Source organism: Mycobacterium sp. G7A2, assembly GCF_041902445.1.
Classification (GTDB): Bacteria; Actinomycetota; Actinomycetes; order Mycobacteriales; family Mycobacteriaceae; genus Mycobacterium.
In genome coordinates, this window is the sequence record NZ_CP169251.1 from 2,655,239 (window position 1) to 2,681,105 (window position 25,867).

The 25,867-nt window shown below is 65.1% G+C and carries 29 protein-coding genes; 12 read left to right on the forward strand and 17 right to left on the reverse strand.

The annotated features are described in order from the left end of the window. Positions 1-8: 8 nt before the first annotated feature. The 3 genes from ACEWX3_RS12765 to ACEWX3_RS12775 all read right to left on the reverse strand — a co-directional run bounded on the left by ACEWX3_RS12765 (position 9) and on the right by ACEWX3_RS12775 (position 3,054). Positions 9-1,457, reverse strand: coding sequence for an aldehyde dehydrogenase family protein (locus ACEWX3_RS12765; protein WP_374159849.1), 1,449 nt, complete (start codon positions 1,455-1,457; stop codon positions 9-11). Between the two features lie 31 nt (positions 1,458-1,488). After that, positions 1,489-2,277: an SDR family oxidoreductase gene (locus ACEWX3_RS12770; RefSeq protein ID WP_374159554.1), complete on the reverse strand. Its 789-nt coding sequence runs from the start codon at positions 2,275-2,277 to the stop codon at positions 1,489-1,491. 144 nt (positions 2,278-2,421) lie between these two features. Next, positions 2,422-3,054: a TetR/AcrR family transcriptional regulator gene (locus tag ACEWX3_RS12775; protein ID WP_374159555.1), complete on the reverse strand. Its 633-nt coding sequence runs from the start codon at positions 3,052-3,054 to the stop codon at positions 2,422-2,424. A gap of 39 nt (positions 3,055-3,093) precedes the next feature. Here ACEWX3_RS12775 and ACEWX3_RS12780 point away from each other — a divergent pair, with 39 nt between their 5' ends. Continuing rightward, the gene (locus tag ACEWX3_RS12780) at positions 3,094-4,233 is read left to right on the forward strand and encodes an ABC transporter substrate-binding protein (RefSeq protein WP_374159556.1); all 1,140 of its coding nucleotides are present in this window, start codon (positions 3,094-3,096) and stop codon (positions 4,231-4,233) included. Here ACEWX3_RS12780 and ACEWX3_RS12785 read toward each other — a convergent pair. Beyond that, positions 4,210-5,301, reverse strand: a complete 1,092-nt coding sequence (locus ACEWX3_RS12785) for a dihydrodipicolinate synthase (protein ID WP_374159557.1) — start codon at positions 5,299-5,301, stop codon at positions 4,210-4,212. The genes ACEWX3_RS12780 and ACEWX3_RS12785 overlap by 24 nt on opposite strands. 124 nt (positions 5,302-5,425) lie before the next feature. Here ACEWX3_RS12785 and ACEWX3_RS12790 point away from each other — a divergent pair, with 124 nt between their 5' ends. The 4 genes from ACEWX3_RS12790 to ACEWX3_RS12805 all read left to right on the forward strand — a co-directional run bounded on the left by ACEWX3_RS12790 (position 5,426) and on the right by ACEWX3_RS12805 (position 8,931). After that, positions 5,426-6,664 carry a cytochrome P450 gene (locus ACEWX3_RS12790; protein WP_374159558.1) on the forward strand — a complete coding sequence of 413 codons (1,239 nt, stop codon included), beginning with the start codon at positions 5,426-5,428 and terminating at the stop codon, positions 6,662-6,664. 8 nt (positions 6,665-6,672) lie between these two features. After that, positions 6,673-7,719: a dihydrodipicolinate reductase gene (locus ACEWX3_RS12795; RefSeq protein ID WP_374159559.1), complete on the forward strand. Its 1,047-nt coding sequence runs from the start codon at positions 6,673-6,675 to the stop codon at positions 7,717-7,719. Continuing rightward, a complete protein-coding gene (locus ACEWX3_RS12800) occupies positions 7,719-7,928 on the forward strand; it encodes a hypothetical protein (RefSeq protein WP_374159560.1) in 210 nt (69 codons plus the stop codon). Before ACEWX3_RS12795 ends, ACEWX3_RS12800 begins: the two co-directional genes overlap by 1 nt. Positions 7,929-8,088: 160 nt before the next feature. Further along, positions 8,089-8,931 carry an SDR family oxidoreductase gene (locus ACEWX3_RS12805; protein WP_374159561.1) on the forward strand — a complete coding sequence of 281 codons (843 nt, stop codon included), beginning with the start codon at positions 8,089-8,091 and terminating at the stop codon, positions 8,929-8,931. 19 nt (positions 8,932-8,950) lie between these two features. Here the strand turns inward: ACEWX3_RS12805 and ACEWX3_RS12810 are convergent, their stop codons facing one another. Genes ACEWX3_RS12810 through ACEWX3_RS12825 form a run of 4 tightly spaced genes read right to left on the reverse strand, consistent with a single transcriptional unit; the run spans position 8,951 to position 11,375 of the window. After that, the gene (locus tag ACEWX3_RS12810; RefSeq protein ID WP_374159562.1) at positions 8,951-9,754 is read right to left on the reverse strand and encodes an SDR family NAD(P)-dependent oxidoreductase; all 804 of its coding nucleotides are present in this window, start codon (positions 9,752-9,754) and stop codon (positions 8,951-8,953) included. 39 nt (positions 9,755-9,793) lie between these two features. Further along, positions 9,794-10,546, reverse strand: a complete 753-nt coding sequence (locus ACEWX3_RS12815) for an SDR family oxidoreductase (RefSeq protein ID WP_374159563.1) — start codon at positions 10,544-10,546, stop codon at positions 9,794-9,796. Next, positions 10,543-10,746 (reverse strand): bacterioferritin-associated ferredoxin, encoded by a 204-nt coding sequence (locus tag ACEWX3_RS12820; protein WP_374159564.1) that lies wholly within the window; start codon positions 10,744-10,746, stop codon positions 10,543-10,545. The genes ACEWX3_RS12815 and ACEWX3_RS12820 overlap by 4 nt, the downstream gene beginning before the upstream one ends. Then, a complete protein-coding gene (locus ACEWX3_RS12825) occupies positions 10,746-11,375 on the reverse strand; it encodes a fatty-acid--CoA ligase (RefSeq protein ID WP_374159565.1) in 630 nt (209 codons plus the stop codon). The genes ACEWX3_RS12820 and ACEWX3_RS12825 overlap by 1 nt, the downstream gene beginning before the upstream one ends. Before the next feature lie 303 nt (positions 11,376-11,678). Here ACEWX3_RS12825 and ACEWX3_RS12830 point away from each other — a divergent pair, with 303 nt between their 5' ends. Further along, the gene (locus ACEWX3_RS12830) at positions 11,679-12,380 is read left to right on the forward strand and encodes an alpha/beta fold hydrolase (RefSeq protein WP_374159566.1); all 702 of its coding nucleotides are present in this window, start codon (positions 11,679-11,681) and stop codon (positions 12,378-12,380) included. On the opposite strand, the gene ACEWX3_RS12835 is transcribed toward ACEWX3_RS12830, so the two are convergent. Then, positions 12,377-13,198, reverse strand: a complete 822-nt coding sequence (locus ACEWX3_RS12835) for a mycofactocin-coupled SDR family oxidoreductase (protein WP_374159567.1) — start codon at positions 13,196-13,198, stop codon at positions 12,377-12,379. The two genes, ACEWX3_RS12830 and ACEWX3_RS12835, sit on opposite strands and share 4 nt — an antisense overlap. Positions 13,199-13,326: 128 nt before the next feature. Here ACEWX3_RS12835 and ACEWX3_RS12840 point away from each other — a divergent pair, with 128 nt between their 5' ends. After that, the gene (locus tag ACEWX3_RS12840) at positions 13,327-14,109 is read left to right on the forward strand and encodes an SDR family NAD(P)-dependent oxidoreductase (RefSeq protein WP_374159568.1); all 783 of its coding nucleotides are present in this window, start codon (positions 13,327-13,329) and stop codon (positions 14,107-14,109) included. On the opposite strand, the gene ACEWX3_RS12845 is transcribed toward ACEWX3_RS12840, so the two are convergent. Further along, positions 14,106-15,140, reverse strand: a complete 1,035-nt coding sequence (locus ACEWX3_RS12845; RefSeq protein ID WP_374159850.1) for a dihydrodipicolinate reductase — start codon at positions 15,138-15,140, stop codon at positions 14,106-14,108. The genes ACEWX3_RS12840 and ACEWX3_RS12845 overlap by 4 nt on opposite strands. A gap of 64 nt (positions 15,141-15,204) precedes the next feature. Then, entirely contained in the window at positions 15,205-15,993 is a 789-nt protein-coding gene (locus ACEWX3_RS12850) for an SDR family NAD(P)-dependent oxidoreductase (protein ID WP_374159569.1), read from the reverse strand. Between the two features lie 112 nt (positions 15,994-16,105). Between ACEWX3_RS12850 and ACEWX3_RS12855 the strand changes: the two genes are divergently transcribed. Then, on the forward strand, positions 16,106-16,546 hold the full coding sequence (locus ACEWX3_RS12855) for a hypothetical protein (protein WP_374159570.1): 441 nt from the start codon (positions 16,106-16,108) through the stop codon (positions 16,544-16,546). Here ACEWX3_RS12855 and ACEWX3_RS12860 read toward each other — a convergent pair. Then, entirely contained in the window at positions 16,543-18,153 is a 1,611-nt protein-coding gene (locus tag ACEWX3_RS12860; RefSeq protein ID WP_374159571.1) for a class I adenylate-forming enzyme family protein, read from the reverse strand. The two genes, ACEWX3_RS12855 and ACEWX3_RS12860, sit on opposite strands and share 4 nt — an antisense overlap. Positions 18,154-18,222: 69 nt before the next feature. Here ACEWX3_RS12860 and ACEWX3_RS12865 point away from each other — a divergent pair, with 69 nt between their 5' ends. The 3 genes from ACEWX3_RS12865 (at position 18,223) to ACEWX3_RS12875 (ending at position 21,309) form a co-directional block, all read left to right on the forward strand. After that, positions 18,223-18,789, forward strand: a complete 567-nt coding sequence (locus ACEWX3_RS12865) for a nuclear transport factor 2 family protein (protein ID WP_374159572.1) — start codon at positions 18,223-18,225, stop codon at positions 18,787-18,789. Between the two features lie 100 nt (positions 18,790-18,889). Then, positions 18,890-20,083, forward strand: a complete 1,194-nt coding sequence (locus tag ACEWX3_RS12870; protein ID WP_374159573.1) for a CaiB/BaiF CoA transferase family protein — start codon at positions 18,890-18,892, stop codon at positions 20,081-20,083. Then, positions 20,080-21,309, forward strand: a complete 1,230-nt coding sequence (locus tag ACEWX3_RS12875; RefSeq protein WP_374159574.1) for a cytochrome P450 — start codon at positions 20,080-20,082, stop codon at positions 21,307-21,309. Before ACEWX3_RS12870 ends, ACEWX3_RS12875 begins: the two co-directional genes overlap by 4 nt. On the opposite strand, the gene ACEWX3_RS12880 is transcribed toward ACEWX3_RS12875, so the two are convergent. After that, a complete protein-coding gene (locus tag ACEWX3_RS12880; RefSeq protein ID WP_374159575.1) occupies positions 21,306-21,782 on the reverse strand; it encodes a hypothetical protein in 477 nt (158 codons plus the stop codon). The genes ACEWX3_RS12875 and ACEWX3_RS12880 overlap by 4 nt on opposite strands. A 436-nt stretch (positions 21,783-22,218) precedes the next feature. Here ACEWX3_RS12880 and ACEWX3_RS12885 point away from each other — a divergent pair, with 436 nt between their 5' ends. Further along, positions 22,219-22,518: a hypothetical protein gene (locus tag ACEWX3_RS12885; protein WP_374159576.1), complete on the forward strand. Its 300-nt coding sequence runs from the start codon at positions 22,219-22,221 to the stop codon at positions 22,516-22,518. On the opposite strand, the gene ACEWX3_RS12890 is transcribed toward ACEWX3_RS12885, so the two are convergent. From ACEWX3_RS12890 to ACEWX3_RS12905, 4 genes are read right to left on the reverse strand one after another with little or no spacing between them, the layout of a single operon-like run. Next, complete coding sequence (locus tag ACEWX3_RS12890; RefSeq protein WP_374159577.1) at positions 22,515-23,117, reverse strand: TetR/AcrR family transcriptional regulator; 603 nt, start codon at positions 23,115-23,117, stop codon at positions 22,515-22,517. The two genes, ACEWX3_RS12885 and ACEWX3_RS12890, sit on opposite strands and share 4 nt — an antisense overlap. A 10-nt stretch (positions 23,118-23,127) precedes the next feature. Continuing rightward, complete coding sequence (locus ACEWX3_RS12895; RefSeq protein WP_374159578.1) at positions 23,128-24,297, reverse strand: lipid-transfer protein; 1,170 nt, start codon at positions 24,295-24,297, stop codon at positions 23,128-23,130. Next, a complete protein-coding gene (locus ACEWX3_RS12900) occupies positions 24,294-24,746 on the reverse strand; it encodes a MaoC family dehydratase (RefSeq protein WP_374159579.1) in 453 nt (150 codons plus the stop codon). Before ACEWX3_RS12900 ends, ACEWX3_RS12895 begins: the two co-directional genes overlap by 4 nt. Next, positions 24,743-25,849 (reverse strand): acyl-CoA dehydrogenase family protein, encoded by a 1,107-nt coding sequence (locus ACEWX3_RS12905; protein WP_374159580.1) that lies wholly within the window; start codon positions 25,847-25,849, stop codon positions 24,743-24,745. Before ACEWX3_RS12905 ends, ACEWX3_RS12900 begins: the two co-directional genes overlap by 4 nt. Between the last annotated feature and the right edge of the window lie 18 nt (positions 25,850-25,867).

Genomic DNA, 25,867 nt, shown 5'->3' on the forward strand with positions numbered 1-25,867 from the left:
CGGGGCGATCACGCCGGCCAGCCGACGGTCTTGGTCTCGGTGAAGATCTCCAGGCCTTCGATGCCGCACTGGCGGCCGATGCCCGATTGCTTGTAGCCGCCGAACGGCGCATCGGCGCCGTACCAGAGGCCGCCGTTGATGCCGAGGGTGCCGGTGCGAATACGACCGGCGACGGACTTCGCCCGATCCAGGTCGCTGGCGAACACGACACCGGACAGGCCGTAGATGGAATCGTTGGCGATGCGTACGGCGTCGTCGTCGCCGTCGAAACCGATCACCGACAGCACCGGACCGAAGATCTCCTCCTGCGCGATGGTCATCCGGTTGTCCACGCCGGCGAACACGGTCGGTTCGACGAAGTATCCGCGGGACAGGTGTTTCGGGACTCCACCGCCGGTCACCAGTCGGGCACCCTCCTGTTTGCCCTTCTCGATGTATCCCAGCACCCGTTCCTGCTGGCGCTTCGACACCTGAGGGCCCTGCAGCACGGACGGGTCGGTGGGGTCGCCGTACTTGTTCTTCTCCATGGCCACCTTGACGATCTCGACGGATTCGTCGTAGCGCGAATTGGGTACCAGCAGCCGCGTCGGCATCGCGCAGCCCTGACCTGCGTGCATCGAGATGAAGGCACTGCCGCCGACCGACGCCTTGAGGTCGCCCTCCTCGTCGAGCACCAGATACACGGACTTGCCGCCGAGCTCCAGGAAGGTCGGCTTGACCGTCTGTGCGGCGGCTTGCATCACCCGACGGCCGGTGGCCGTCGACCCGGTGAACGCCACCATGTCGACCAGCGGCGAGGTGGACAGCACCTCGCCGACCAGGTGGTCTGACGAGGTGACGATGTTGAGCACCCCGGGCGGAATGTCGGTCTGCTCGGCGATGATGCGGGCGATCCGAGTGCAATTCCACGGCGTGTCCGGAGCCGGCTTGAGCACGCACGTGTTGCCCATCGCGAGCACGGGGCCGATCTTGTTCAGGATGATCTCGAACGGGAAGTTCCAGGGCGCGATGACGCCGACGACCCCGATGGGTTCCTTCCAGACCTCTCGGGCGGCCGGCGTGCCCATCCCGAACGCGTCTTTGTCGGGCAGCGACCGCTTCCACGGGAACTGACTGATCATGTCGGCCGGCCACGTCAGCGCTTCGTTGAGGGGAACGTCGAGCTGGGGTCCGTAGGTGCTCAAGACGGGACAGCCCACCTCTGCGACGAGTTCGCTGCGCAGCTCTTCTCGCTCGTTCTCCAGTGCTGCCTGCAGTTGCCCGAGACCGGTCGCCCTGGCCTCGCCGTCGCGCGACCAATCCGTGTGGTCGAAGGCATGCCGGGCCGCCGCGACGGCCCGCTCCATGTCGGCCCGCGTGCCGTCGGCCGTGCCGCCCATCACTTCCTCGGTGGCGGGGTTGACGTTGTCGAACTGTCTGCCTGTTTCCGAGTCGACGAGCTTGCCGTCGATGAGCATGCGCGATTCGTGTGTCACCGGTCGATGTCCTTCACCACTGTCGGAGTTCCTTGACGGCGTCCGCTGGCCGCGGAGCCAATGTCAGGTAGGGGATGAAACTGCTTTTGCCGCAACGGAGCACGGAGTGAACCGTGTCGGTGAGGTGGTCGGCGTCGACGAGGCCGCCCTGCATGTAACCGTTTTCCATCCAGAATCGGATCGCGGTGTCCAGGGCCTTGGGGTCCCAACTCTTGTTGAACTCTGTTTGCGAATCACCGCTGCCGCCGAAGCTGTCGCCGACCGCCAGCCGCGTGAAGCCGATGTTGGGATGCTCGATCCGCCAGGCTTCGACGAGCTTGTCCAGCGCAGCCTTGCTCACTGCGTAGGCACCCAGCATCGGCCATGGTGTGGAGTACGACGCGCTCAGCGAGGACAGATACACCGCGGACCCGGCGTTCGCCGCCAGGTGCGGTGCGGCGGCAGCGGTCACCAGCGACGCGCCGGTGACATTGGTGGCGAACAGCTGTGCCCACTGCTCGGCGGTCACGTCGGCCAGTGGCGCCAGGACACCCATCCCCGTGGTGTACACGAGCGCGTCCAAGCCGCCGAACGTGTCGGTCACCTCGGTGAAGGCTCGTTGACAACTCGCCTCATCGGTGACGTCGCACGCGACCGCGGCCGCGTCGTTTCCCGCTTCCTTGGCCGCGTTCTCGAGCCTGTCCTTGCGGCGGGCCATGAAGGCGACTCGTACGCCCTTTGCGGCCAGACCGATGCCGATACACCGGCCGAGGCCGGCTGACGCGCCGACGACGGCGACCCGGAGCGGGGAATCGTCCGACACTCGGGGTCGCTCGTCAGATGGGTGCATGAGTCTCCTTGCGCAGCGTAGAGCCAAAGCTATCAAGACTATAGAGGGACAATATGCGAAAAACGAAAACAATTGTTTCCGGTTGGGCAGGTGGGGTCCGGTAGTGGGGGAAAGGCATCAGCGTCGCAGAGCTTTTCGGCTCGACGAGGCGAAGCTCAGCAGTAGCCGGTCCAAGATTGTGGCGGCCCGTTGACGCGCTTCCTCGGGCTGTGGCGCGTGGGCGACAAGCAGCGCCCCTTCCTCGACCGCAGCCACGAGTATGTGGGTCAGCTCGCTGACGGGGTGGTCCTCGATGATGCCGTCGGAGATCGCTTTGCCGACCATCTTCTGGATCATCGCGATACTGCTCTGCCCCTGGATGGAACGCACCGCCTCCCATCCGAGTACGACCGGTCCGTCGAGCAACATGACACGCTGAACTTCCGGTTCGACGGCTGCCTCCAGGAAGCTCTGCAGACCGCGGCTCAGCCGTTCCCACGGATCCGCACCCTCGGGTGGCGACGTCAGCGACCTCAGGGTGAGGTCGCGTTCCACTTCCTGGAACACCGCCCGAAACAGTTCGGCCTTGTCGCTGAAGTGGTGATAGAACGCCCCGCGGGTCCCCACCCCGGATTTGGATACGAGATCCCCGATGCTGGTGTGGAAATAGCCGTTGGCAACGAACAGGGCGCGACCTGCGTCGATCAGATCGCGTCGAGTCTGGTCGCCGCGCTCACGCCGTTGGTGGTCGGCCCCGCCCCGCTTCGCCATGCGGACATCGTAACAACATTCATGCTGTATGTTGCGAAGATGGCTGACGACGAGGTTCGCGCTTACGGTTCGGTTGCTCCGTTGAAAGTCGGTTTGCTCAATGACTATCCGACGATGGGTGACACTGACAATGACACCGTCAACGCGATCAAACTCGTCATCGACGAAGCGCTCGCCGCCGCACGAATCGATCGGCCGGTGGAACTCGTCCGGCGCAACGTGGTCGGCCTGCCCAACGGCACCTACGCCGCCGTCGAGCGTGCGTTCGACGAACTCGTGGGGGAGGGCTGCCTGGCCATCTTCGGTCCGTGGATCTCCGACAACGTGGTGCCGCTGCGTCCCCACGTCGACGAGACGGCGCGGACGCCGATCATCACCTTGTCCGGCTCGGAGGGCGCTCTGGGTGAATGGTGTTTCGCACTGAACAACGGCTCGATGGCGGAGGAGCCGGTGATGCTGGCGGCTGTCATGCTGGGCGACAGCAGGTCGCGCATCGCGATCGCCTACGAGGCGTCGCTGATCGGTAAAGAGTACCTCTCTTTTGCCGAAAAGGCCTACACAGCCGCGGGTTTGACTGTGGTAGCGACGATGGCGATACCGCAGGTAGAGGCGGACAAGGCCGACGTCGTCGACCGACTGCGAGCCACGGAACCGGATGCGCTGGTCCACGTCGGATTCGGCCACGGCCTGTGGGGATTCACCGACGCACTGCTGGCCGCCGGCTGGGATCCGCCGCGCTACACCACCACGGCCTTCGAAATGGCGCACATCAATGCGGAGTGGATGCGACAGCTCGCCGGCTGGATCGGCCTCGACAGTTACGACGAGCGCAACGCGGTGGGGCAGGCCTTTCTCGATCGATTCGAGGCGCGATACGGCCGACGGCCGGGCCACTCCATGCCGGGGCTTGCCCACGATGCGGCCACGGTGATCGTCCGGGCACTGGCGGCGGCGCGCCCGTTGACCGGCGGAGGGGTCAAGCAGGCGATGGAGCAGGTCAAGCTGATCCCGGCGGCCAGCGGCGCACCCGGGACGTTTCTGCGGTTCGGTCGCTTCATCCGCCAGGGGTGGTTGGGTAGCGACTACCTGGTGGCCCGCCGGGTCCTGCCGGACGGGTCCGGCCACGTGTTTCACGCAGCTCCGAGCGAGAACATCTCACGTGCGGTGGGCGTCGGCTGACAGCTGGATCGCGCCGAACACCGGAGCGGAGACGATTCCCGCGCTCTGCTCCCGGACGTAGGGGATGGCGCGCACCGCGCTCATCGCGATCATCAGATGGCCGGGCGTGGCGTGTTGGCCAGTCGGTACCTCGACGTCCCATCCCACATCCAGGTTCAACTCGAAGCTGGGTTCGCCCTTGATGACGGCTCGTATCAGCGGCGCCTTCTCGCCGGGAGCGAGCGGCTCGAGGCCCCACTGGGGCAGGTCGCGGGTGAGCACCCACTCCTCGTGGATGGCGAGTAGCGGCCGTCCCGACCAGTGGCCGACCCAGGAGAACCGCTGGCCCACCACAGTTCCGGCCTCGATGGCGCCGGCCTTCACCTCGATGGGGTGCGGCAGCGTGGTGCAGTCCACCGAGACGTCGATGTGCGTCAGCTCGATGCCGAGGACGTCGGCGGTGGCGTTGAGCGCCTGCCGGTACGCCATGTCCAGCTTCTTGATGATCGGTGAGTCGACGGTGACGTCTGCCGGCGAGCGGCCCATCCCCATCAGGTCGATCAGCATCGGCCGACTGTCGACGGACGAGACGTCGGTGGCCTCGTAGAGGTCGATGCGGTCGATGGATTTGCTCAATCCGGTGACGGTCGTGACCAAGCGCTCGAACATGAAGCCCGGGTTCTCACCGGCAGCGTGAAAACGCGAATTCCCGGTCCGGCACGCGTCGCGGAAGGCCTCGGTGGTGGCTGTGCCGTAGGTGGGGAGGTGGTTGTAGGACGTCGTACTGATCACGTCGATACCGGCCGCGAGCATCCGGCAGATGTCCTCGGCGTTGGTTTCGACTGCGTGCGCCTTACTGGCCGCGTGCACGGCGACCTCGGCGCCTGACGCCAGAATGACATCCTTGTCCGTGGTGGCCCGGACTCCCGTCGTCGGCGGGAGTCCGCACAGTGCGCCTGCGTCGAGCCCGTCTTTGGCGGGGTCGTAGACCAGCACTCCCGCCAACTGGAAATTCGGGTTCTCGATCAGCTCCCGCAGCGCCGCACGTCCGACCGCGCCCGTTGCCCACTGTGCCACTCGAATCGTCAATCGATCACTCCTGGTAGTGCTTTCGACCGCCGTCAATACGCCCGACTGATCAACCTACATCATGTATGTTCGCAACCACCAGGGTGTATGTTGAGCATGTTCCGACGTAGTGAGGGGTCGCCGCATGGTGGAATCGCCAACCGTCGAGGAGCTCGAGCAGGGCATCCGGGATGCGCAGGAGAGATTCAATGCGGGGATGGGGGCAGACGGCGACGCGTCTCCATACCCGCTGCTGAAGAAACTGCGTGCGCAGGCGCCGGTTCATCCGGGCTGGCCGGAAATGGGCTTGGTCGGCAACCCGGACGAGGGGACGCAGACGTTCACCGCCTACTCCTTCGACGCGGTCAAGACGGTGTTCACCGACAACGTCACGTTCAGCACCCGCTGCTACGAGGACATCGTCCGTCCGTTGCAGGGACCCACGATTCTCGAGATGCAAGAGCCCGAACACGCCGTGTACCGCAAGTTGCACGAGTTCGCCTTCGCCCGCTCGTCGATGAAACGGTGGGACGGTGAACTGGTCGGTCCGCTGGTGGACCGCACCATCGCGAAGTTCAAGAAGGACAGGCGCGCAGATCTGGTCGACGCGGTGTTCATGCCGATTCCGGTACGGGTGATCGCTGCGCTGTTGGGACTGCCCGACGCCGACGTTCTGTGGTTTCACCGTCTCGCGATCGACATCCTGGGGTTTCGTGGCGACATGGAGACCGCGATGGCGGCGTCGGCGCAGATGAAGGATTACTTCGTCGACATCCTGGCCGAGAAGCGGAGGTCGCCGAAAGACGACATGGTCTCGATCCTGGCTGCGGCCGAGGTCGACGGCGTGAAGATGTCGGACGAGCAGATCTACGGCTTCATGAGGAACCTGTTGCCCGCCGGTGCGGAAACCACCTCGCGGTCCACGGCAAGCCTGGCCTTGGCGTTGTTGACGCACCCGGATCAGCTCGACGCGGTGAGAACCGACCGGAGCCTGTTGCCGCAGGCCATCGAGGAGGGCATTCGCTGGGAGACCCCGCTGTTGAACTTCATGCGCGAGGTGACCTGCGATACCGAATTGGCTGGAGTGCGCATTCCGCGAGGGTCGACCATGATGCTGAGTCTGGGCAGTGCCAATCACGACGAAAGCCGCTGGCAAGAACCGGAAGAGTTCGACATCTTCCGGAAGCGCAAGCCACACATCGGTTTCGCGCACGGCGCGCATGTCTGTTTGGGAATGCATCTGGCGCGATTGGAGAGCACGAAGATCTTCAACGCCCTGTTCGACGAGTTACCCGGCCTTCGACTCGACCCCGACGCCCGTGCGCCGTACATCACCGGCACCATGTTCCGCTCCCCATCCAGACTCGACGTCATCTGGGATTGAGGACGGCGATGACGCGCGTCATTCAATGGGCCACCGGTGTGACGGGAGCGATGTCGCTTCGCCATCTCATCGGCCGAGATGACCTGGACCTGGTCGGCGTGCGGGTGTACGACCCGGCCAAGTCGGGTGCGGACGCAGGATCTCTTTGTGGAATGCCGGAAATCGGCCTGTCGGCGACCGACGACCGCGACGCGTTGCTGGCCACCGACGCCGATGTGGTTCTCTACATGGGCAAGGTCGAAACCGACACGCCCGGATGTTTCGCCGATGTCTGCGACCTTCTGGCCTCCGGAAAGAACGTGATCACCACCGGTAGCCGTTTCGTACACCCGCGTTCACTGGACGCGACACTGGCCGATGCCATCGAAACCGCCTGTAAAACAGGACAATCGACATTCCTCGGCCTGGGCCTCTATCCCGGGTTCGTCGGTGAGTCACTCGCGCCGATCCTGTCGCGGATCACCGCGCACGCCGGCCGCATCGATGTTCGCGAAGTACTCGATTACTCCACCTACGCAAGTCACGACCTGATCTTCAACGCGATGGGTTTCGGATTCCCGCCCGAAGACACCACTCCGTTGCTCACGAACACCGAGTACGCCGCCAGCGCCTGGATCGGCAGCGCTACCGTGCTGGCTCAGGCGCTGGGCCTGCACATCCGCGGCGTCGAGGGGTACCGCGAAGTCGCCACCACGCCGCGGACATTGCAGGTGGCCGCCGGCGAGATTCCCGCAGGCACCGTGGGGGCGATGCGTTTCGGGGTGGTGGCCGATTGTGGCGAGGTGACCCTGGCCGTCGAACACCTCACTCGCATGGCCGATGACCTGGCGCCCGATTGGCCCACCGAAATCGGCTACGAGGTCTCCTTTTCCGGCGAGCCGAACCTGCGATTCCACCTCGTGATCGGCTCACATGACGAAGACCATGCCCAGCAGGGATGTCTCGCCACGGCGATGCACGCGATCAACGCCATCCCCGCGGTGATGGCTGCCGACCCCGGGATGTATGACTTGTCGACCATCAAGCCCTTCGTCGCACATTGGGCAGGGCGCTGATGACCCTGCGCGTCATCGTGATCGGCACCGGTGGCGTCGGTGCGCACGCGCTGCGTGCGGTGCTGCGAAATCCTCGTTACGACCTCACCGGCTTCTGGGTGTCCTCAGGCGAGAAGGCGGGAAAGGACGGGCACCTGCCAGAGCGTCGAGCAGATCCGCTGTATCGAAGTTTGCGACTACTCGACCTACGACGTCGTCGAGGTCGGTGAACGACGGCGCGTACAGCACGAGATCGGCGTCGGTGTTCAGTGTCCGGTCCACGTCGGTGATGGCGGACGCGCCGATGGGCGAGTGATAACGTTTGCTCTCAAAATAAGTCAGTCCAAGTTCTCATCCGGTTCGGGGCTGACCTGTCGAAGGGAAATGGTCATGGAAGACGTGCTGGGTTACCGGGGCAAGTCCGTTGTCGTCACGGGTGCGGCGTCTGGCATGGGGCAGGCGGCGGCCCAGATCCTCGTCGACCTGGGTGCGGAGGTCACCGCGCTGGACATCAAGCCGACCACGGTTCCGGTCGGCCGTGCGTTGCAGATCGACCTTCGGGATCGCTCGAGCATCGAAGAGGTGGTGGACGCGATCGACGGCCCGGTCGACGGGTTGTTCAGCTGCGCAGGGCTGCCGGGACCGCCGTTCAGCGAATGGGACACCATCTTGGTGAACTTCGTGGGCGCCCGCCATCTCGCCGAGCTTCTGGTACCCAAGATGAGCGTGGGCTCGGCCATCAGCGTGATCTCGTCGTCGGCGGCGATCGGATGGCAGGATCACATCAAGGTCATCACCACGCTGCTCGAGACCGAAGGCTTCGACGCTGCCGTCGAATGGCTCGAAGCCAACGAGAAGAAGTGGTCGTGGAGCGGCTACGCCTACTCGAAATACATCATCGATGCGTGGGTGGGCTGGTGGTACCCGGAGCTCGGTCGCAGGGGCATCCGCATCAATTGCATCAATCCCGGGCCCACCGAAACGGCGATGATGCCGGCGTTCCAGGATCTGATGGGCAAGGAGACGGTGGACGATGCGATCGGGCCGGTCGGACGGTACTCGACGGCCGAGGAACAGGCCTGGCCGCTGGTGTGTCTGGGCAGCCCGCGGCTGAGCTATGTCGGTGGCACCGTCCTGTGGACCGACGGGGGATGGCACGGCGCGATGACGATGGGCCGCCACAACGCGCAATGGACCGACACCGCGGCCGACCAGATGGCGAAGAAGGGCTGAGCCCGGCTCAGATGAAGGCCTAGATGAAATCGCTGCCGCCGTCGACGTTCACCGTCGCCCCGGTGATGTAGCCGTTCCGTCTGGACGCCAGATAGACCGCGGCCGACGCGATCTCTTCGGGTAGCCCGGCTCGCCCGAGGTCACAGGGATGGCCATAGGTCCGTTCCACCCACGCCATGACGTCGTACGGGTCCGCCGAATCGAACCCGTCGGCGGCGAGCACCTCTTTGAGGATGTCGGTGAAGCTCGCCGTCACGATGGTTCCCGGGCACACGCAGTTGACCAGGATGCCCTCCGGGCCGAGGCTTTTCGACAGGTTCTTGGTGAAGCTCGACAGGGCCGCCTTCGACGCGGTGTACGCGACAAGTCGGGGACTCTGCCGCTGGATGGAGTGCGCCGACAGTGTCACGATCCGAGCCCAGTCTGCCGCCCGCAGCATCGGTAGCGCGGCGCGCACAGAGCGCACCGCCGACATGGTGCCGAGGTCGAAGGAGGCGTGCCAGTCGCCGTCGTCGAGTTCCTCGAACGAGCCCGCGCCGGGCCCCACAGTATGGATCAGGACGTTCAGGCTTCCCCACGCCTCCTCCACTGCGGCGTATCCGGCGGCGATCGAGTCTGCGTTCGCCATGTCGACGCTGATCGTCAACACGTCGGGCGCTCCGGCTGCGCTGATGCGGCGTGCGGCGGAGTCGAGTGCCTCGGCGCCGCGGGCCATGACGGCAACGAGTGCGCCTTCGGCTCCGAGGGCTTCGGCGATGGCCAGTCCCATGCCCTTGCTGCCCCCGGTGACGACGGCTCTGGCGCCGCCAAGTCCAAGATCCATCTCAGTCGCCCCCTCTCTCAGGTGCTCGGCTCAGGATGATCACCGCGATACCCTGGGCGCCAGATGAACGACGTCGGTGACGACCGACGGGTTGGCACGGGCCACGGCGACCAAGGACAGCATCGCATTGGCGACGTCATCCACCGCCGACATCTTCGCCGGGATCTGGCCTTGATGTGCCCACGCGCGGTACAGGTCGGCCAATAGGTCACGGTCGGCTCCGCGCAGGATTTCGGTGCCCTCGGTGGGTCCTACGCTGACTCTGATCACCGCGAGATCGGGATGCTCGGCGCGCCATGACCGCAGGATCTCGTCCAACGCAGCCTTGCTTGCGTGATAGGCGGCCACCCCGACCCGCGGGTGGCCCACGTCGTGGCTGGAGGCGACGACCGCCACCGAGTTTTCCGTCAGGTAGGGCAGCGCGGTCCGCAACACGTGTGATGCTCCGACGGCGTTCACGCTGTATGCGTGCAACCAGGTGGTGTAGTCCGTGTCCTCGATCAGCGCAAAAGGCACTGCTGCGCTGGTGAACACGATGGCGTCGAGTTGCCCGAACGCGGCACCCACCTGGTGCACGACATCCTCGATGGCGCGGGGATCAGATACGTCGAGTTCGTGGGCGGAGCCGTCGAGTTCGGTGGCGAGCTGGCTCAGACGGTCGATCCGCCGCGCCGCCAACGCGACTTTGGCACCCCTCGAATGGGCGGCCAGCGCCAGCGCATGTCCGATCCCTGAGGACGCCCCCACGATCAGTATGCGGGTTCCGGCGATGTTGGCGTGGCGATCGCTCATGCTCTGCTCTCTCTACGTGGTCGTGCGGTTCTGGGGGAGTGGTGCATTGCGTCGATGATGGCGCGAACAGTGCGGCGGCAGCGTCCGCACTCCGAGCCGGCCCCGCAGGCTTGTGCCACGTGGCGGGTGGTTCGGGCGCCGGCCGCCACGGACTCGGCGACGGTTTCGTTGGTCACCCCGAGACAGAGGCAGACATACATCAGTAACGACCCCGCTTACTCGGCTCGGCAAAGCGCATCGCGGTCACGAGGCGGCCGATGAACACCGGCGGGTAGGCGCCGATTCCCGCGGACTCCAGCCATGTCGCCGCGGCGTCGGACCGCTCTGCCCACAGCAACGCCGAGTCCTTGTCCTCGAGCTGCTGGAGGAACATCACTTCACGCGGATTGTCGAACGCACGGTAGACCAGCGTGCGGCGGATACCGGCTCGACCGAAGTCGTCGAGCGACTTGCCTACCCAGGTCATGAACTCCTCGACGTTTGCGACCGGCATCACGGCGGCGACGACGAGATCGCTGCCGGGGCGCGGCGGATCGCCGAGGTCGAAGCGCTCGACCTTCTCACCCGCGAATACCGCGGGCAGCTCGTTGACGCCGACGGCGTCGAACCATTCGAAGAAATACGGCGAGCGCAGCAGGTTCAGCAGCGGTTGTTCGGTCCGGATGCCGATGACAACCAGGACCTTGCCCGGCTCAGGGATGGAGTCGTAGACGAACGCATAGCGCGCACCCAGGTCGATGAGGCTTTCCTGGTGGAGTTCCAGGACTGGTCCTACGCGCTCGGACGCCGGGACCTGGAACTCGACGGCAAAAACGTACGTGCGAGACATGACGGCGCTGATCAGTCAGCCTCCTGGTCTGTTTACGTCCGGGGATTATCTAGTCGGGCTATGATACAGCCATTCTCGCATGAGAGAATCACTGTTCTCGGAACAGGGGTCGGGAGAGTAGGGAGACAGCACAGGTGGGGAATGCACTACCGGGCTACGGTCCCTCGAGCTCGTCCACCGGGGGGCCGGACGCGACGCCAAGGTGTTTCGAAGTGTCACGCGTCGGCCGCCATCGATCGCAATGCACCACATGATCCGGATCGCTCTGGGCCAGAAGCGTTCCGGAGCGTTGCGGTCAGAGCAGTGACGGTCTTCGCGCTGCTGCACGGTGGAATGCACCACGGCTCGTGCTGGGCGGCTGTCGAGGACGAGTTGTGGCGGCATGGCCATCTCACGGTGGCGCCGGACCTTCCGGTGGACGAAGACGCGGCGGGCGCACTGCAGTGGGCTCGGGTTGCGGGCGCCGCGATCGGCGATGCGGTGGGCGATTCAGCCGACGACGTGGTGGTGGTCGGCCACTCGATAGCGGGTCTGTGCGTTCCGGTGTTGGCCACCCTGCGACCGGTGAGTCGAATGGTCTTCGTCGGCGGGTTGCTTCCGGTGCCGGGAGAGTCATTCGCCGAGCACCTTGCGGCCAATACGGACGCGATCACCTTCCCGCAACCGCGGACAGACGGTACGGGTCCTTTTGGGCTGACCTGGGAGTCCGTCCGGGACGGCTTCTACCACGACTGCCCCGAACCCGTTGCGCAGCAAGCCTTTGGCAAGATGCGTGCCCAGTCGTTCACGGTCTTCGTTGAGACCTGTCCGATCGCCCAGTGGCCGTTGACCCCGTCGACCTACATCCTGTTGCGTGACGATCGAGCCGTCGGTGCTCAATGGGCGCGCCGCAATGCCGTTCAACGCATTGGCGCCGATCTCGTCGAGATGGACGGCGGCCACTCACCGTTCTTCTCTCGGCCCGTGGAGTTGGCCGATGTGCTCGCCAGGATTGCTGTCCGCTAGCCCTGTGTCGCTCCTACGTCGACCGACATGGCTGTCGCGGTGACGTATCTCGATTCGTCGGAGGCCAACCACGCGACGGCGCTGGCGACATCCTCAGGCATCGTCACGGCGTCGGGTAGAAGCTGCTTGCCGAAACCGTTGCGCAGTGACGGATTGGAGGCCGCGGCCTCCGCCATGGCTTCAAGCATGCGGCCGGTGCCCATCGGAGTGGCGACCGACCCTGGATGAACACTGTTCACCCGGATGTGATGTTTGCCGAGCTCGGCAGCGAAAGCGCCTGCGAGGCCGACCACCGCGTGCTTGCTCGCTGTGTAGGCGATCATGAACGGTTCCATGGTGATACCGGCCGCAGAACCGACCAGGATGATCGATCCGCCGCGGCCGCCGGCGACGATGTGTTTGGCACCCGACATCACGGTGTTCCAGGTACCGACGAGATTGACATCGACGACATCGCGGAAGTCTTGGGGAGCGACCTGATCCCAGGGGGCAGGCACGCAGATTCCCGCGTTGGCGACGATGATGTCCAATCTGCCGAGCTGGGTCACTGCCTCGTCGACCGCGGCGCACAGTCCGTCATGGTCGCGGGTGTCCACGACGGCGGTGAGTGCTCGCCGGCCGTTGGACCGGACGAGTTCGGTGGTCTCGTCCAAGTCGTCGGGTGTGGCGGAATCGTAGGGAACACAGTCCGGCAGCGGACCGGCCACATCGATGAGGATGACGTCGGCGCCGTCGCTACTCAGTCGCTGGGCATGGGCACGGCCCTGGCCGCGTGCCGCTCCGGTGATGAGTGCGGTCCGCCCGGTCAAGTCAGTCACACCGGCACGTTACAGCAAGCAGATCAGGCGAGAATCGAACATGCAGGAAACAAGAACGGTGATTACCACCGCGCTGTAGCGTCGGCACGTGCAGGCGCAACTGCCTTTCCTCAGGAGGTCAGCACCCGATGGCGATTCTGGATGGCCAGACTGCTTTCATCCTCGGAGCCTCAGCAGGAATCGCCCAAGCCAGCGCCCGGCTGCTCGCGGCCGACGGTGCCAGGTTGTTTCTGCTGGGCCGCTCGTCGAAGCGGTTGGATGCGACGCGGGACCGCATTCTGGAGCACGTACCCGGAGCGGAGATCCACCTGCACAAGGGTGACCCCGAAGACGAGGCAACGGTGAAGGAATCCGCTCAGGCCGCATTCGACGTCGCAGACCGGCTCGACATCGTGGTGGGCACGGTGGCCACCGGCGGCACCGGGCCGCTGGTCCAGCAGGATCTCGCCACCTTCACCGACCACGTGATGGGTAACCTGCGGTCCAACTTTCTGGCTCTGCGCTACGGGGCACCGCTGATGACCGAAGGCGGCTCCATCGTCTTTGTCTCGTCCACCTCGGCGAAGATCCCGATGGAGGGCCTCGGCCACTATTCGGCCGGCAAGGCTGCCCTCGAGATGCTGATCAAGGTCGCGGCGTCCGAACTCGGCCCGAAAGGCATCCGCCTCAACGCCGTGCGGCCGGGACTGACCGAGGCGGCCACCACGCAGGGCTACATTCATCTCGAGGAGCTCACGAGCAGTTTCCTCGAGCGAGTGCCGCTCGGGCGGCTCGGGGTCTCGGATGACATCGCGCCGGCCATCCGCTACCTGGCAGGTCCCGAATCGAGCTGGATGACCGGGCAGAGCTTCGCGGTCGACGGGGGCAACGAGGTCCGCGGGGCTCCGCGCGGCCCGATGTTCACCGTTTAGCCGAAATCCAGCGCCCCCCGAGGCGCGGTGATGGGTAGATCCAGAGACGTTGCGATTCCCGGTGCGGCAGCGACCACGTACGGGATGGCGTTGACGACTCGCATCGCGGTGGCCTCCATCGCGTTGGCGTTGGCCGACTCTGCGGTGTCCTCAGTGCCCAAGCGTAGATCGCACTGCATGTGCGGCTGGCCTTCGATGATGAGTCGGTATGTTCCGTTCGGCGCGGTGGCCCACTCCGGTGCCAGGTCGGGTGCCATCCGGTTGATGTGTTCGATGGTGATAACGGGATGCCCGTCGACGAGACCGGTCGTTTCGGCGCGCACCGCGCCGACGGTGCCTGCCGGAATGAGCCCGCACGCGACGTCGAGGTCGCGCGGGGTCAGCACTCGCTCGTATTTCTCGCTGATTCCGTCAAGTTCGACACCCAGGGCCTTGGCGACCAGACCGATCGGCGGACCCCAGGCGAACTGTTGAGCGCCTTCGAGTTCGAGTAGCGGCGTGAAGTCGAGCGGTTTGCCGAACCCCATGGCGGTGACCATCAGGTCCCGGTTCGGGTACGCGGAGTAGTCGAAGATCTCCTGCGCGCGGATGGTGCGGATGGTGTTCGACAGAGTCGTCAGCAGAACGGCGAACTGGTCTCCGGCGAACCCGGGCTCGATGCCTGAGGTGTAGATGGTGACTCCGCCGGCCTCGGCGGCCGCCCGCACCTGGCTGGCGAGGTCGGGTATCCATCTGTCCGGAAACATCATTCCGGGAGTGTTCGTGGTCACCACGTTGAGGCCGCCGTTGAGCAGCCGCACGTAGTCACGCACCGCCGCCGCGTCCATCTCCGCGCTGGCGGCGCCATAGAGGACGCAGTCCGGCTTCAGGGCGATGATGTCGTCGAGGTCACCGGTCGTCGTGACGCCGATCGGACCCAGTCCCACGATGTCGCCGGCGTCTCGCCCGACTTTCTCCGGGCTGTGCACCCATACGCCGACGAGCTCGAGGTGCGGTCGGCGCGCGATGGCACGAATCGCCACGCTGCTGATCCACCCGGTGGAGATGACGGCGACCCGTATGGCTCCGGCGCTCATGAATCTGCTCCTCGCACAGTCACAGGTCAGGAATCGGGAGTTCGGAATTGGGGCCCTGCAAGCCGCCGTCCACGACGAACACCGAACTGGTGGCGTAGCAATCGGCGGTCGACAGGTACAGGGCGAGGCGGCCGAGGTCGGCGACGTCGCCGACACGGTGCAGCGGCGTGCGCGCCTTCAACTGCTCCTCGGAACCAGGCATCAGATCGAAACTGGATTGCAGGCCGGTCGTCATGAAGGCCCCGAGCGCGATGGCGTTCACCCGGATCTTGGGCGCAAGTTCCTGTGCCATTGCCCGAGTGAGAGATTCCAGCCCGCCTTTGGCCACACTGTAGGGAAGCAGGCCGCGAATACCGAACCGGCCTGCGCCGGAGGAGATGTTGACGATGGAGCCGCGCCCCACCGCCAGCATGTGCGGAACGGCGAGCTGGCTCATGATGAACGCCGAGGTAACGCAGTAGTCGAAGGTGTTCCGCAGGTCCTCGTCGCTCAGACTGAGGAAAGGCCCGTAGGTCGCGAAACCGACGTTGTTGATGAGAATGTCGATGCGTCCGAAGCTATCGATGGCGGTGCGGATGACCCGCTCGCTGTCGGACCGAACCAGCGCGTCGGCCGTGAGAGCCAGGCCTGATCCTCCAGCCGCTTCGATGTCCTCGATCGTCGCCTCGACCTCTGCGGACGTTCGAGCAGTTCCCACGACGGTCGCGCCGGCTTCGGCGAGCACCTTGGCGATGCCCTCGCCGACACCGCGACCCGCACCGGTCACGATGGCAACCTGGCCGTCGAGACGAAACTGCTCCAGTGCCACAGGGCGCCCTTCCGACTACATTGGTGAACTACTTCGACAATCTAATGCAATGAGAATGTGCGCTTGCGAAAATCGAGAACCTCACTGCGTCTGACGACGTACCGTTTCCGGTGTGACGCATCCCCTGCCTCTGTTGCACCATGTGGTCTTCGCCGTTGGCCTCGAGAGACTCGACGCAGCAACGTCGTATCTGTCCGCGCTGGGCTTCCAGTTCCAGCAGTTCGAACTCGAGCACCTCGGCCTGGCGGTGCGGCTCGACTGGGATCGCGGATTCGAGCTGATCGCGCCGACCGCCACGGCGCCGAGCGGCCCCGGCACAGCGGCTGACTTCCTGGCGCGCAACGGTGACGGTCTGTTCTCCGTCGTGGTGCGGTTCGCCGATTGCGATGCCGCCGAACACACCGCTGCCCGATACGGGGTCAAGTCGGACTTCCGACAGCATCACGAGGGCGACGGGTTCGAGCTCAGTGAGGTCAAGCTCGAATCGATGTTCGGTATTCCGCTGACCTTGATGTCCACCGACATGCCGGACGGGCACCCGGTCAGCGGTTAGCGCCGCGCCAGCAGCCCGCTGAGTTGCCCGGCAAGGTCGGATTTCTTGACCTTGCCTGTCGCAGTGAAGGGGAGATCCTGTTTCTCGGTGACCCAGATGAACTTGGGCACCTTGTAGGCGGACAGTTGCCCCCGGACCTGCCTCCGCAGCTCCTCGCCGTCGAGAACGGCGGCCCGGCGAGGCACCACCGCAGCACCCACCACGGTGCCGTTGTCGCCGTCTTCGACGCCGACGACATAGGCCTCCAACACTCCTTCGCAGTTGGCCAGCGCGAGTTCGACCTCCGACGGTGTGACGTTGGTGCCGCCGCCGGTTTTGATCAGGTCGCCGAGCCGACCGGTGAACTGGATCCATCCGTCGGCGTATTGCACGCCGCAGTCGCCCGAGCGATAGAAGCCGTCGGGGGTGAAGACGTCCTCGCGCTCCCGCTTGTACAGCCGTTGCATCAGCGAGTAGCCGCGTACCCAGATCTCGCCGTCCGTGCCCTCCGGCACCGGTTCGCCGCTATCGGGATCGACCAGGACGTGCTCGAGACCCTCGATCGAGAAGCCACCCGTCTCCGAGCGCTCGGCGGGTTGGGCGATGTAGGGATCTACTCCGATGTGATTGCCGCACAGTTCGGTCATGCCGAGCGCATTGGGGCCCTGCGGCCGGCGATCCGGCGGCACCATGGCCGGCATGCTGGTGCGGCGCACGGAGCTCAGGTCCCGGTGGCCGAAATCGTGGTGTTCGGCCAGCGTCTTGCCCTGCTGCGGCCAGCCGAGCGTGATCGTGGCCCGATGCTTCTCGATCAGTTCGAGCGCCTCGGCGGGGTCGAACGCCGGTTGGGTGACCAATGTCGCGCCGTGGTGGATGACCGCGTGCAGGCCGGTGATGAGCCCGCCTACCCAGAAGAACGGCATCGACGTGAACATCACGGAGTCGGCCGTCACTCCGTAGTGCGAGGTGAGGTTGTAGGTGTGGCGGACCAGCGCGCCGTGGCTGTGCACAGGTGCCTTGGGGTTGCCGGTGCTGCCCGAGGTGTAGATGATCATCGCGTCGTCTGCGGGAGTGACGCAGGACTCGATGGCAACCAGGAACTCCCCGTCGAACCGGGTCGAGGGTTCATCGGCGATCGAGGTGCTCCAGGGGCGGTCACAGTCACCCCACACCGCTACGGTCCGCAAATAGGGGGCCGTCTTCACCGTCAGGCGCCCGGGGTCGCGTTGTTCGGCCAGCCCGGGCAGCGCCTCTTCGAGCAGCCCCACGAAATCCTGATTGCGGAACTGCGCCCACGCGAGAATCGCCCGCAGATCGGCGTGGCGCGTCGTCCACGCCAGCTCGGATGCCTTGTAGAAGGTGTTCAGTGGCACCGCGACCGCACCAATCCGCGTGACCGCGAACCAGGCCACCGCCCACTGAATGCTGTTGGGCATCAGTATTCCGACGTGGTCATTCTTGCCCAGGCCCATCGACAGCAGCGAGTTCGCCAGCCGGCTCGATCGTTGTTCCAGTTCGACGTAACTGAGCTCTTCGCCCGCCGCGATCAGGAACGCCCTGTCGCCGAAACGCGCTGCGCTCGACCGCACCAGGGTGGGCACGGTCGGGGTGATCGACGGGAACGGCATGGGTACGGATTGTACCGAAAGCGAGAATCAATGTTCTCGTATGGTGTTAATGACCTTTACACTGTCGGCATGGAACCCGCGATGAGCGACGCGCTCGTGCAGCGTATCGAGCTCATCGAATCGAGACTCGAATTGAGCCAACTGCCGAGCAGGTACGCCATGGCACTGGATGCACGCGATGTCGACGCGCTGGTCGAACTGTTCGTCGACGATGTCGAGGCCGGGTCCGAGGGCCGGGGCAGGAACGCGCTCAGCCGCTGGTATGACAGCGTGCTTCGGCGCTTCTACCGCAGCGTCCATCTCATCTGCGGGCACCAGTTCGATCTCACCGACGCTGACCACGCCACCGGGTCTGTCTATTGCAGGGCCGAGCACGAAGACGGTACGGGCTGGTATGTGATCGCGATGCGCTACGAGGATGTCTACGAGCGTCGCAACGGTAAGTGGTTTTTCGTGCGACGCCGAGAACACCCGTGGTACTCGGTTGATGTGACCGAGCGGCCCGGTCCAGACTTCATACGCTGGCCCGGCGATGTCGATCTTCGTGCGGCAATGCCGCAACGGATGGACTCATGGCGCCGGTTCTGGGAGCAGGGGGACCCGGCACTGCCCGAGCGGCTGTCGGCCCAACCTTGACAGTGCGGGCGGGTGGACAGCGACACAGTCCGTGATCACCGACGATTGATGGGAGTACGTCATTTCCGCAGACAATTCGCTCAAGGGTGTGCTTGACAGAGTGAGAGTGCTGGAGGTCGCCGCGTGGACGTTCGTGCCCTCGGCCGGTGCGGTGCTCGCCGAATGGGGTGCCGAGGTCATCAAGGTCGAACCGCGCGACGGTGGAGATCCGCAGCGCGGCCTGGTGACCATGGGCATCGTCGACAAGGGCGGCGATGCCGTCAATTACATGATCGAGATCCCGAACCGGGGCAAGAAGTCGATCGGCGTCGACCTGAGCACCCCAGGCGGTCAAGAGGTCGTCCGCGAGCTCGCGAAGAGTTGCGACGTGTTCCTGACAAGCTACCTGCCCCACCGGCGCAAGAAGATGGGCATCGACGTCGATGACATTCGTGCCGTCAACCCGAGCGTCGTCTACGTCCGCGGGTCGGGACACGGGCCGAAAGGTCCCGACGCGGACAAGGCGGGCTATGACGGGGTGTCCTACTGGGCGCGCGGCGGAATCGCGTCGGTACTCACCGAGGAACACGACGAACTGGTGCGGTCGCGCCCTGCGTTCGGCGACCTGCTCGGCGGCATGACGATCGCCGGAGGCATCGCCGCCGCCCTGTACAGGAAGGCCACCACGGGGCAGGGTTCGGTCGTCGACGTGTCTCTGCTGGGCTTGGCCGCCTGGAATCTGAGCCCCGATGTGGCGGTCAGCCAGATCCACGGCGGCGGTGCCATTCCCAAGTACGGGCACGCCGATGCGCCCAATCCGCTGGTCGGTACCTACCGCACCAAGGACGACCGCTATGTGCAATTGATGATGCTGCAACTGGACAAGTTCTATCCCGAGGCGATGCGCACGTTCGGTCTTCCCGAGCTCATCGACGATCCACGGTTCGCCGAGCCCGCGGCGCGCTACGAGAACCGGGTGGAGCTGATCGAGATCCTCGATGACGTGTTCGCCCAGCGGACCGTCGCCGAATGGCGTGCCACGTTGGCAGGGCTGTCGGGGGCCTGGTCGATTGTCCAGACGCCGGGCGAACTGTGCGAGGACGCCGCGGTCGCCGCCAACGGCTACATTGCCCACACCACCACGATGAACGGCGCCCCGTACGCGCTGCCGACCAACCCGGTGCAGTTCGACGAACGGCCAGTGGTGCCGCCAGGCGCTCCCGAACACGGCCAGCACACCGAGGAGGTGCTGATGGACGCCGGCATCAGTTGGGAAGCGATCGAGCAGTACAAGGAATCAGGAGCAATTCTGTGAATGCCGACAGCTCAGTGGTAACCGGAAGCCCGCTCGAGTTCGACCCGTTCTCCGAGGAGTTCTTCGCGGGCGCGTACGCCACGTTTCGGCGGCTGCGTGACGAGCAACCGGTGTACTACAACTCGAAGTGGGACTTCTGGGCACTGTCACGCTACGACGACGTCGCTCCTGCGACAAAGGACCACGAGACGTACTCCTCGGCCAAGGGTGCGACCCTCGATGTGGTGAAAGCCCACGACGACGCGATCCCGCCACCCAAGGTGATCATCTCGATGGACCCGCCCGAGCACCAGAAGATGCGCAAGTTGGTCAGCAGCGTCTTCACCCCGCGAGCGATCGCCTCCCTGGAGGACATGGTGCGGGAGAAGGTCTCTGAGCGTCTCGATGCGCTCGACCCGGCGGCGTTCGATGTGGTCGCCGACTTCTCGGCGCTCTTTCCGAACGAAGTGATCACCACGATGCTCGGGGTGCCGAAGCAGGACCGGCATCAGATCCGCCTCTGGCTGGATCTGCTGCTGGAGCGTCGCCCCGGCGAGATTGCCGTTCCACGTGAAGGTTTCGAAGCATCGATGAACACCGGCGTCTACTACTACAAGTTGATTCAGCAGCGCCGGGCGAAGCCGCAGGACGACATGATCAGCCGGCTCATCGAGACGGAGATCGAACGCGACGGTCAGGTCGACAAGTTGACCGACGTCGACATCGCCGGCTTCGCCACGCTGCTGGGCGGAGCGGGGGCGGAGACCGTCACGAAACTGATCGGCAACGCGATGGTGGCGTTCGCGGATTTTCCCGACCAATGGCAGAGCCTGCGCCAGGATCGCAGCAAGATACCGGCGGCCATCGAAGAATTGCTGCGCTATGAGGCGCCATCCCAGTACCAGGTGCGCACCACGACGCGTGACGTCACGCTCCATGGGGTGACCATCCCCGAGGACAGTGTTGTGCTGCTGTTGACCGCGTCGGCTACCCGCGATGAGCGGATGTTCCCGGATCCAGATCGGCTCGATATCGACCGCGAACGCAAGATGGGCTTCAACCTGGCCTTCGGCTACGGTGTGCACAGTTGCCTCGGCGCCGCGCTCGCTCGAATGGAGAGCCGCATCGCGTTGAACGCCTTGTTGGACATCCTGCCCGTCTACGAGGTCGACCGCGGCGGCTTGAAGCGGGTGGCGATGTCCAATGTGGCGGGCTACTCCAACGTTCCGGTCCGCCGGGTGGGTTAACGAGCCGCGCTGCCTACGAGGGCGAATCCGGTCCTGTCGCTGTGGAACTCTTCGGCGACACCGGAGTCGGGCGGTAAGCCTGCCGCGGCCAATGCATGAGACTTGAACGCGACCGCAGCATGACTGAGTCGGTGCTCCACACGGACTGCGCTCGGGCCCAGCTCACGTGGCCACGTTCCACCCCACATGGCGACATCGGTACCCGGATGTCTCGCGGCGTCGGCAACGAGCGATCGAACGGCGGCGTCCTGGCTGTGCAGGCTCCCAGACACGACGAGAGCGTCGGGTCGATCTTCGTTCGCCTGCAAGCGATCAGCAAGGACTCCGACGGGCACGCCGAGAATGCGAAAGGGGATCTCGGCGGCGGGCAGTGGTAGTCGAACATCGACGATCCAGCCTGCGCTTGCCCGGTCGAACAGCAATCCGCCCACGGCCGCGACGGCATCAGCTTCATTGCTCGCCAGCACCAGCATGGAGTAGCGCGTCGCTCGCGCTGGGGTCGGTCGTCTCTCGGAACTGGTCTGGAACTCACCCGCAGGGCCGAGTGGTGCGCTCATGCCGCGGTGCCACGTGAAGCCGACGCTTTACCGCGAGGGTGGGCGCAGACCGCGTTGACTTCGCCCAATCCCGGATCGACCGCCGCACGACTTCGCGATCCGGGGTTCGATTGGTGTGTGCGATATGCGATCATGGTGTTAATGATCGCTTCCAAAAGTGAGAATGTCTATAACCGCTGGCTGGGGATGTACGAAGGTTCAGCGGAACGCCGGGTCGCGGCTGTGCGGATCGCATACCCGTGACCGGGTGATGGTCGTCGACCAACGCACGGCGAGGCCAGGGCGTGTGCTACTCGATCAGCTTCAGCTCACGCCGGCCTCGTAGTGGCCCATGAGGAAAGGACGGATCGACATGAAATCAGGTTCACGGCTCAAGAGTCAGGTGTGCGACACGCAGGTGATCGTCGTCAAGGCCTCCGACAGCCTCGCAGCCCTCCGGTGCGGCGGTGCTGCCATGGTCGCGCTGGATGCGGAAAAGGACCCGGCTCTGGCGATGGATCCTGCGCTGAGCGGCGGCGCGGTGATGGGTAAGCGGTACATCGACGAGACCGGAGCCGAAGTCTTGGTCACCAAGGCCGGAGCGGGCACGCTGACTGTGGGCGATGCACCCCTGAGCCTCAAAGAGGCCAAACCACTGCCTGCGAGCGACTAGGAACGCTTCGAGCGGTTCTCGACGAACCCGGCCACCGCGTACCGGCGCACGAAATCCGCGACCGCCTCCTCGTCGTGTGAATCGAAATAGGGTGACGGGGTGGTGAACAGGGAGAACAACATGCGGGCGAACCACTCCGTCGCAGTGGGCACGTCCAGGTCGCTGCGGACCTCGCCGGTGACGCGAGCGGCGGCAACGTAGGGCGCGAGGAATTCGGCGCACTCCCTCAGCAGGGCGGCTGCATTCTTGGTCAGCATCAGGTTGACTTCTTCGTGGTCGAAGTAGACCTCGGGTTCCACCACCCGTCGCGCCTGGGCGACGAACACCGCGGCCCGCACCAGCCGGCCCTCCAGCGTGCTGCCGCCATGGCGATCGATCGCCGTGGCCATGTTCCGGTAGAACCGTTGCGACGCGGCCTCGGCGCAGGCCTCGACGATCGTCTCCTTGTCCCGGAAGTACTCATAGAACGTGCTGCGGGAGACGTCAGCAGTCCGGGCGATGTCGACGATCGTGGTCTTGGCGAGGCCACGCGTGCGGAAGCAGGCGAACGCCGCCGAGATGATGATCTCCCGGGTGTCGGCAGCGGTCGCTTGCGTCATGTGCCAGAGGCTATCGGACAGGCGCCAGGATGAGCCCACTGGTGGGCACGCCGGTTCCCGACGTGACCAGCACATGCTCGACGTTGTCGACCTGGTTGTACGACGTGCCCCGCACCTGCCGGACGCCCTCGGTGATGCCGTTCATGCCGTGGATGTATGCCTCGCCGAGCAGTCCGCCGTTCGTGTTGATCGGCATCCGACCGCCGATCGACAGCTCGTCGATGTCGACGAAATCCTTCGCCTCGCCGCGTCCGCAGAAGCCGAGCTCCTCGAGCTGGGTGAACACGAACGGCGTGAAATGGTCGTAGAGAAAGGCTGTGGAGATGTCATCCGGCTTGAGACCCGAGTCCTGCCACAGCTTGGACCCGACGACGCCCATTTCCGGCAGCCCCGTGATGTCGTCACGGTAGTAGCTCGTCATCACCTCTCCGTCGAAGGCGGCGCCCTGAGCCGCCGCGGTGATGACCGCGGGCGGGTGGGGCAGGTCGCGCGCCCGTTCGACGCTGGTGACCACCATCGCGACGCCTCCGTCGCTCTCCTGGCAGCAGTCCAGCAGGCGGACCACCGGTTCGACGATCCAGCGGGACTGCTGATGATCGTCGATCGTGATCGGCTTGCCGTAGAACCAGGCGTCCGGATTCTTCGCGGCGTGTTTGCGGTCGATCACGGAGATCTTGCCGAAGTCGGCGTTGGTGACGCCGTAGGTCGACATGTAGCGCTGGGCGTGCAGTGACACCCACGCGGCGGGTGTCATGAACCCGAAGGGGGCGTAAGGAGCCATCCAGAGCGGCGTGACACCGGGCTGGCGGCCGGCGCCGCCGAACCGGAACCCGGACCGCTCGTTGAAGGCCCGATAGCACACCACGGCCTCGGCTGCGCCGGTGGCGACAGCCATGGCAGCCTGCATCACGGTGCCTGCCGCGGCACCGCCGCCGTGCGGAACCCGGGTGAAGAACGACAGGTTGCCGATGCCGACGTTGCGAGCGACTTCGATCTCTTCGTTCTCGTCCACGGTGAAGGTCACCATGCCATCGATGTCGGTGGGGTGAAGTCCCGCGTCGTCGATGGCCGCCTTCACCGCTTCGCACGCCAGTTGCATCTCGGTCCGGCCCGACTCTTTGGAGAATTCGGTCTGTCCGATGCCGACGAGCGCCGCGCGACCGCCGATGCCGTCGCTCACTCTTCGACCCCGTTCAGCAGGCTGAGGACCGCGGTGCCGGTGACATGGTCGCCGAGCTTGTTGGTTCCCTTGAACATGATCTCGACAAGGCCCTCGTCGCCCGACACCGACTTACCGCTGACGCTGCCGGTGAAATGTAGCGGGTCGTTGGGAAACGCCGGTACTCCCAGGCGGATCGAGAGCTTCTTCACCATGGCCTCGGGACCGGCCCAGTCGTGAAGGAATTTCACGCACAGTCCGTTGGTGGTCAGGATGTTGAGAAAGATGTCGGGGGAGCCCTGGCCGGTCGCGAAGTCGCGATCGTGGTGCACCGGCATGTAGTCCCGCGATGCGATGGCCCCGGCGACGATCAGCGTGGTGGTGACGGGAACGTCCAGCGGTGTGATCTCGTCGCCCACGTTGATGTCGTTGTACCCGAGTGTCGTGGTTCGCGTTGCAGTGGAGGTCATTTGCTTCCTTCGGAATATGCGGTGCCGAGTCGGGTGAGCTGTTGTGAGGCCGATCCGAGTGCGAGTTCGATGTCCTTGGCCCACAGGTAATAGCGGGAGACGGGATAGGTGACGTCGATGCCCATGCCGCCGTGTACCTGCTGCGCCGTGGCGACGACGCGCGCGCCGGCTTCGGCGGCCCAGAACTTGGCGATCGACGCCTCCCGCCCCGCGGGCCTGCCCTCGGCGATGAGCCAGGCGGCGTGCCAGGTCGTCCACCGAATGGCCTCGGTGTCGATGAAGGCGTCGGCCATTCGCTGCTGGACGGCCTGAAAGGACCCGATCGGGCGTCCGAACTGTTCTCGCTCAGCGGTGTAGGAGGCGGCGATGCGCAACGCGCGTTCGGTGACTCCGACCTGTACGGCGCACAATCCGACGAGCGCGCGGGTGTACAGAGATCCGACGATGTCGCCGTCAGCGTGCAGACGACGAGCGGAGGCGCCGGCGAAAGTCACCTCTGCGTAGGGCTGGCCATCGGTGGACGGCACCGGCGTGACGACAAGCCCTGCTGAGTCGGCGTCCACGACGAAAAGGCCGGGTCCGTCGTCGGCGACGGCGGACACGACGATCGCGTTCGCCAGCTGTGCGGCGGGAACCATGTCCTTGGTCCCGTCGATGATCCACCGGTCGCCGTCCCGGCGCGCGGTCGTGTGTCGTGGGGCAGCCGGGTTGAAGTTGCCCGGCTCGGCCAGCGCTGCCGTCAGGATGACGCTGCCGTCCACGACACCGGGCAGATACTCTTGCTTCAGACTCGAATCGCCGTGCCGTGCAATAGTGTCAGCGCCGAGAACCAGCGTGCTGTAGACAGGTACCGGAGCGACGCTCCAACCGACCTCAGAGAGCAGCACACCCAGTTCCAGGAATCCGCCGCCACTGCCGCCGACGTCTTCGGGCAGCGCAATACCCAGCAGGTCCGACGATGCGAGCTCATTCCACAGCGCCGGGTCGTAGCGCACGTCGCCGGCCTCGAGTTCGATGAGATGGTCAGGGGTGGCACGGGCTTCGAATAGCTGCCGCGCTACCTTTCCGACGGTTTCTTGTTCTTCGGTGAATGAAAAGTCCATAACGTGTTCCGTCTCGTT

Bases quoted from the DNA above. Each gene is read 5' to 3' on its own strand.
- ACEWX3_RS12885 (WP_374159576.1), top strand. From the start codon at position 22,219: ATGAAATCAGGTTCACGGCTCAAGAGTCAGGTGTGCGACACGCAGGTG.
- ACEWX3_RS12815 (WP_374159563.1), bottom strand. From the start codon at position 10,546: ATGAGCGATCGCCACGCCAACATCGCCGGAACCCGCATACTGATCGTG.
- ACEWX3_RS12880 (WP_374159575.1), bottom strand. From the start codon at position 21,782: ATGCTGGTGCTGGCGAGCAATGAAGCTGATGCCGTCGCGGCCGTGGGC.
- ACEWX3_RS12825 (WP_374159565.1), bottom strand. From the start codon at position 11,375: ATGTCTCGCACGTACGTTTTTGCCGTCGAGTTCCAGGTCCCGGCGTCC.
- ACEWX3_RS12805 (WP_374159561.1), top strand. From the start codon at position 8,089: ATGGAAGACGTGCTGGGTTACCGGGGCAAGTCCGTTGTCGTCACGGGT.
- ACEWX3_RS12765 (WP_374159849.1), bottom strand. From the start codon at position 1,457: ATGCTCATCGACGGCAAGCTCGTCGACTCGGAAACAGGCAGACAGTTC.
- ACEWX3_RS12780 (WP_374159556.1), top strand. From the start codon at position 3,094: ATGGCTGACGACGAGGTTCGCGCTTACGGTTCGGTTGCTCCGTTGAAA.
- ACEWX3_RS12900 (WP_374159579.1), bottom strand. From the start codon at position 24,746: ATGACCTCCACTGCAACGCGAACCACGACACTCGGGTACAACGACATC.
- ACEWX3_RS12790 (WP_374159558.1), top strand. From the start codon at position 5,426: ATGGTGGAATCGCCAACCGTCGAGGAGCTCGAGCAGGGCATCCGGGAT.
- ACEWX3_RS12840 (WP_374159568.1), top strand. From the start codon at position 13,327: ATGGCGATTCTGGATGGCCAGACTGCTTTCATCCTCGGAGCCTCAGCA.
- ACEWX3_RS12865 (WP_374159572.1), top strand. From the start codon at position 18,223: ATGGAACCCGCGATGAGCGACGCGCTCGTGCAGCGTATCGAGCTCATC.
- ACEWX3_RS12775 (WP_374159555.1), bottom strand. From the start codon at position 3,054: ATGGCGAAGCGGGGCGGGGCCGACCACCAACGGCGTGAGCGCGGCGAC.
- ACEWX3_RS12820 (WP_374159564.1), bottom strand. From the start codon at position 10,746: ATGTATGTCTGCCTCTGTCTCGGGGTGACCAACGAAACCGTCGCCGAG.
- ACEWX3_RS12905 (WP_374159580.1), bottom strand. From the start codon at position 25,849: ATGGACTTTTCATTCACCGAAGAACAAGAAACCGTCGGAAAGGTAGCG.
- ACEWX3_RS12890 (WP_374159577.1), bottom strand. From the start codon at position 23,117: ATGACGCAAGCGACCGCTGCCGACACCCGGGAGATCATCATCTCGGCG.
- ACEWX3_RS12800 (WP_374159560.1), top strand. From the start codon at position 7,719: ATGACCCTGCGCGTCATCGTGATCGGCACCGGTGGCGTCGGTGCGCAC.
- ACEWX3_RS12795 (WP_374159559.1), top strand. From the start codon at position 6,673: ATGACGCGCGTCATTCAATGGGCCACCGGTGTGACGGGAGCGATGTCG.
- ACEWX3_RS12810 (WP_374159562.1), bottom strand. From the start codon at position 9,754: ATGGATCTTGGACTTGGCGGCGCCAGAGCCGTCGTCACCGGGGGCAGC.
- ACEWX3_RS12860 (WP_374159571.1), bottom strand. From the start codon at position 18,153: ATGCCGTTCCCGTCGATCACCCCGACCGTGCCCACCCTGGTGCGGTCG.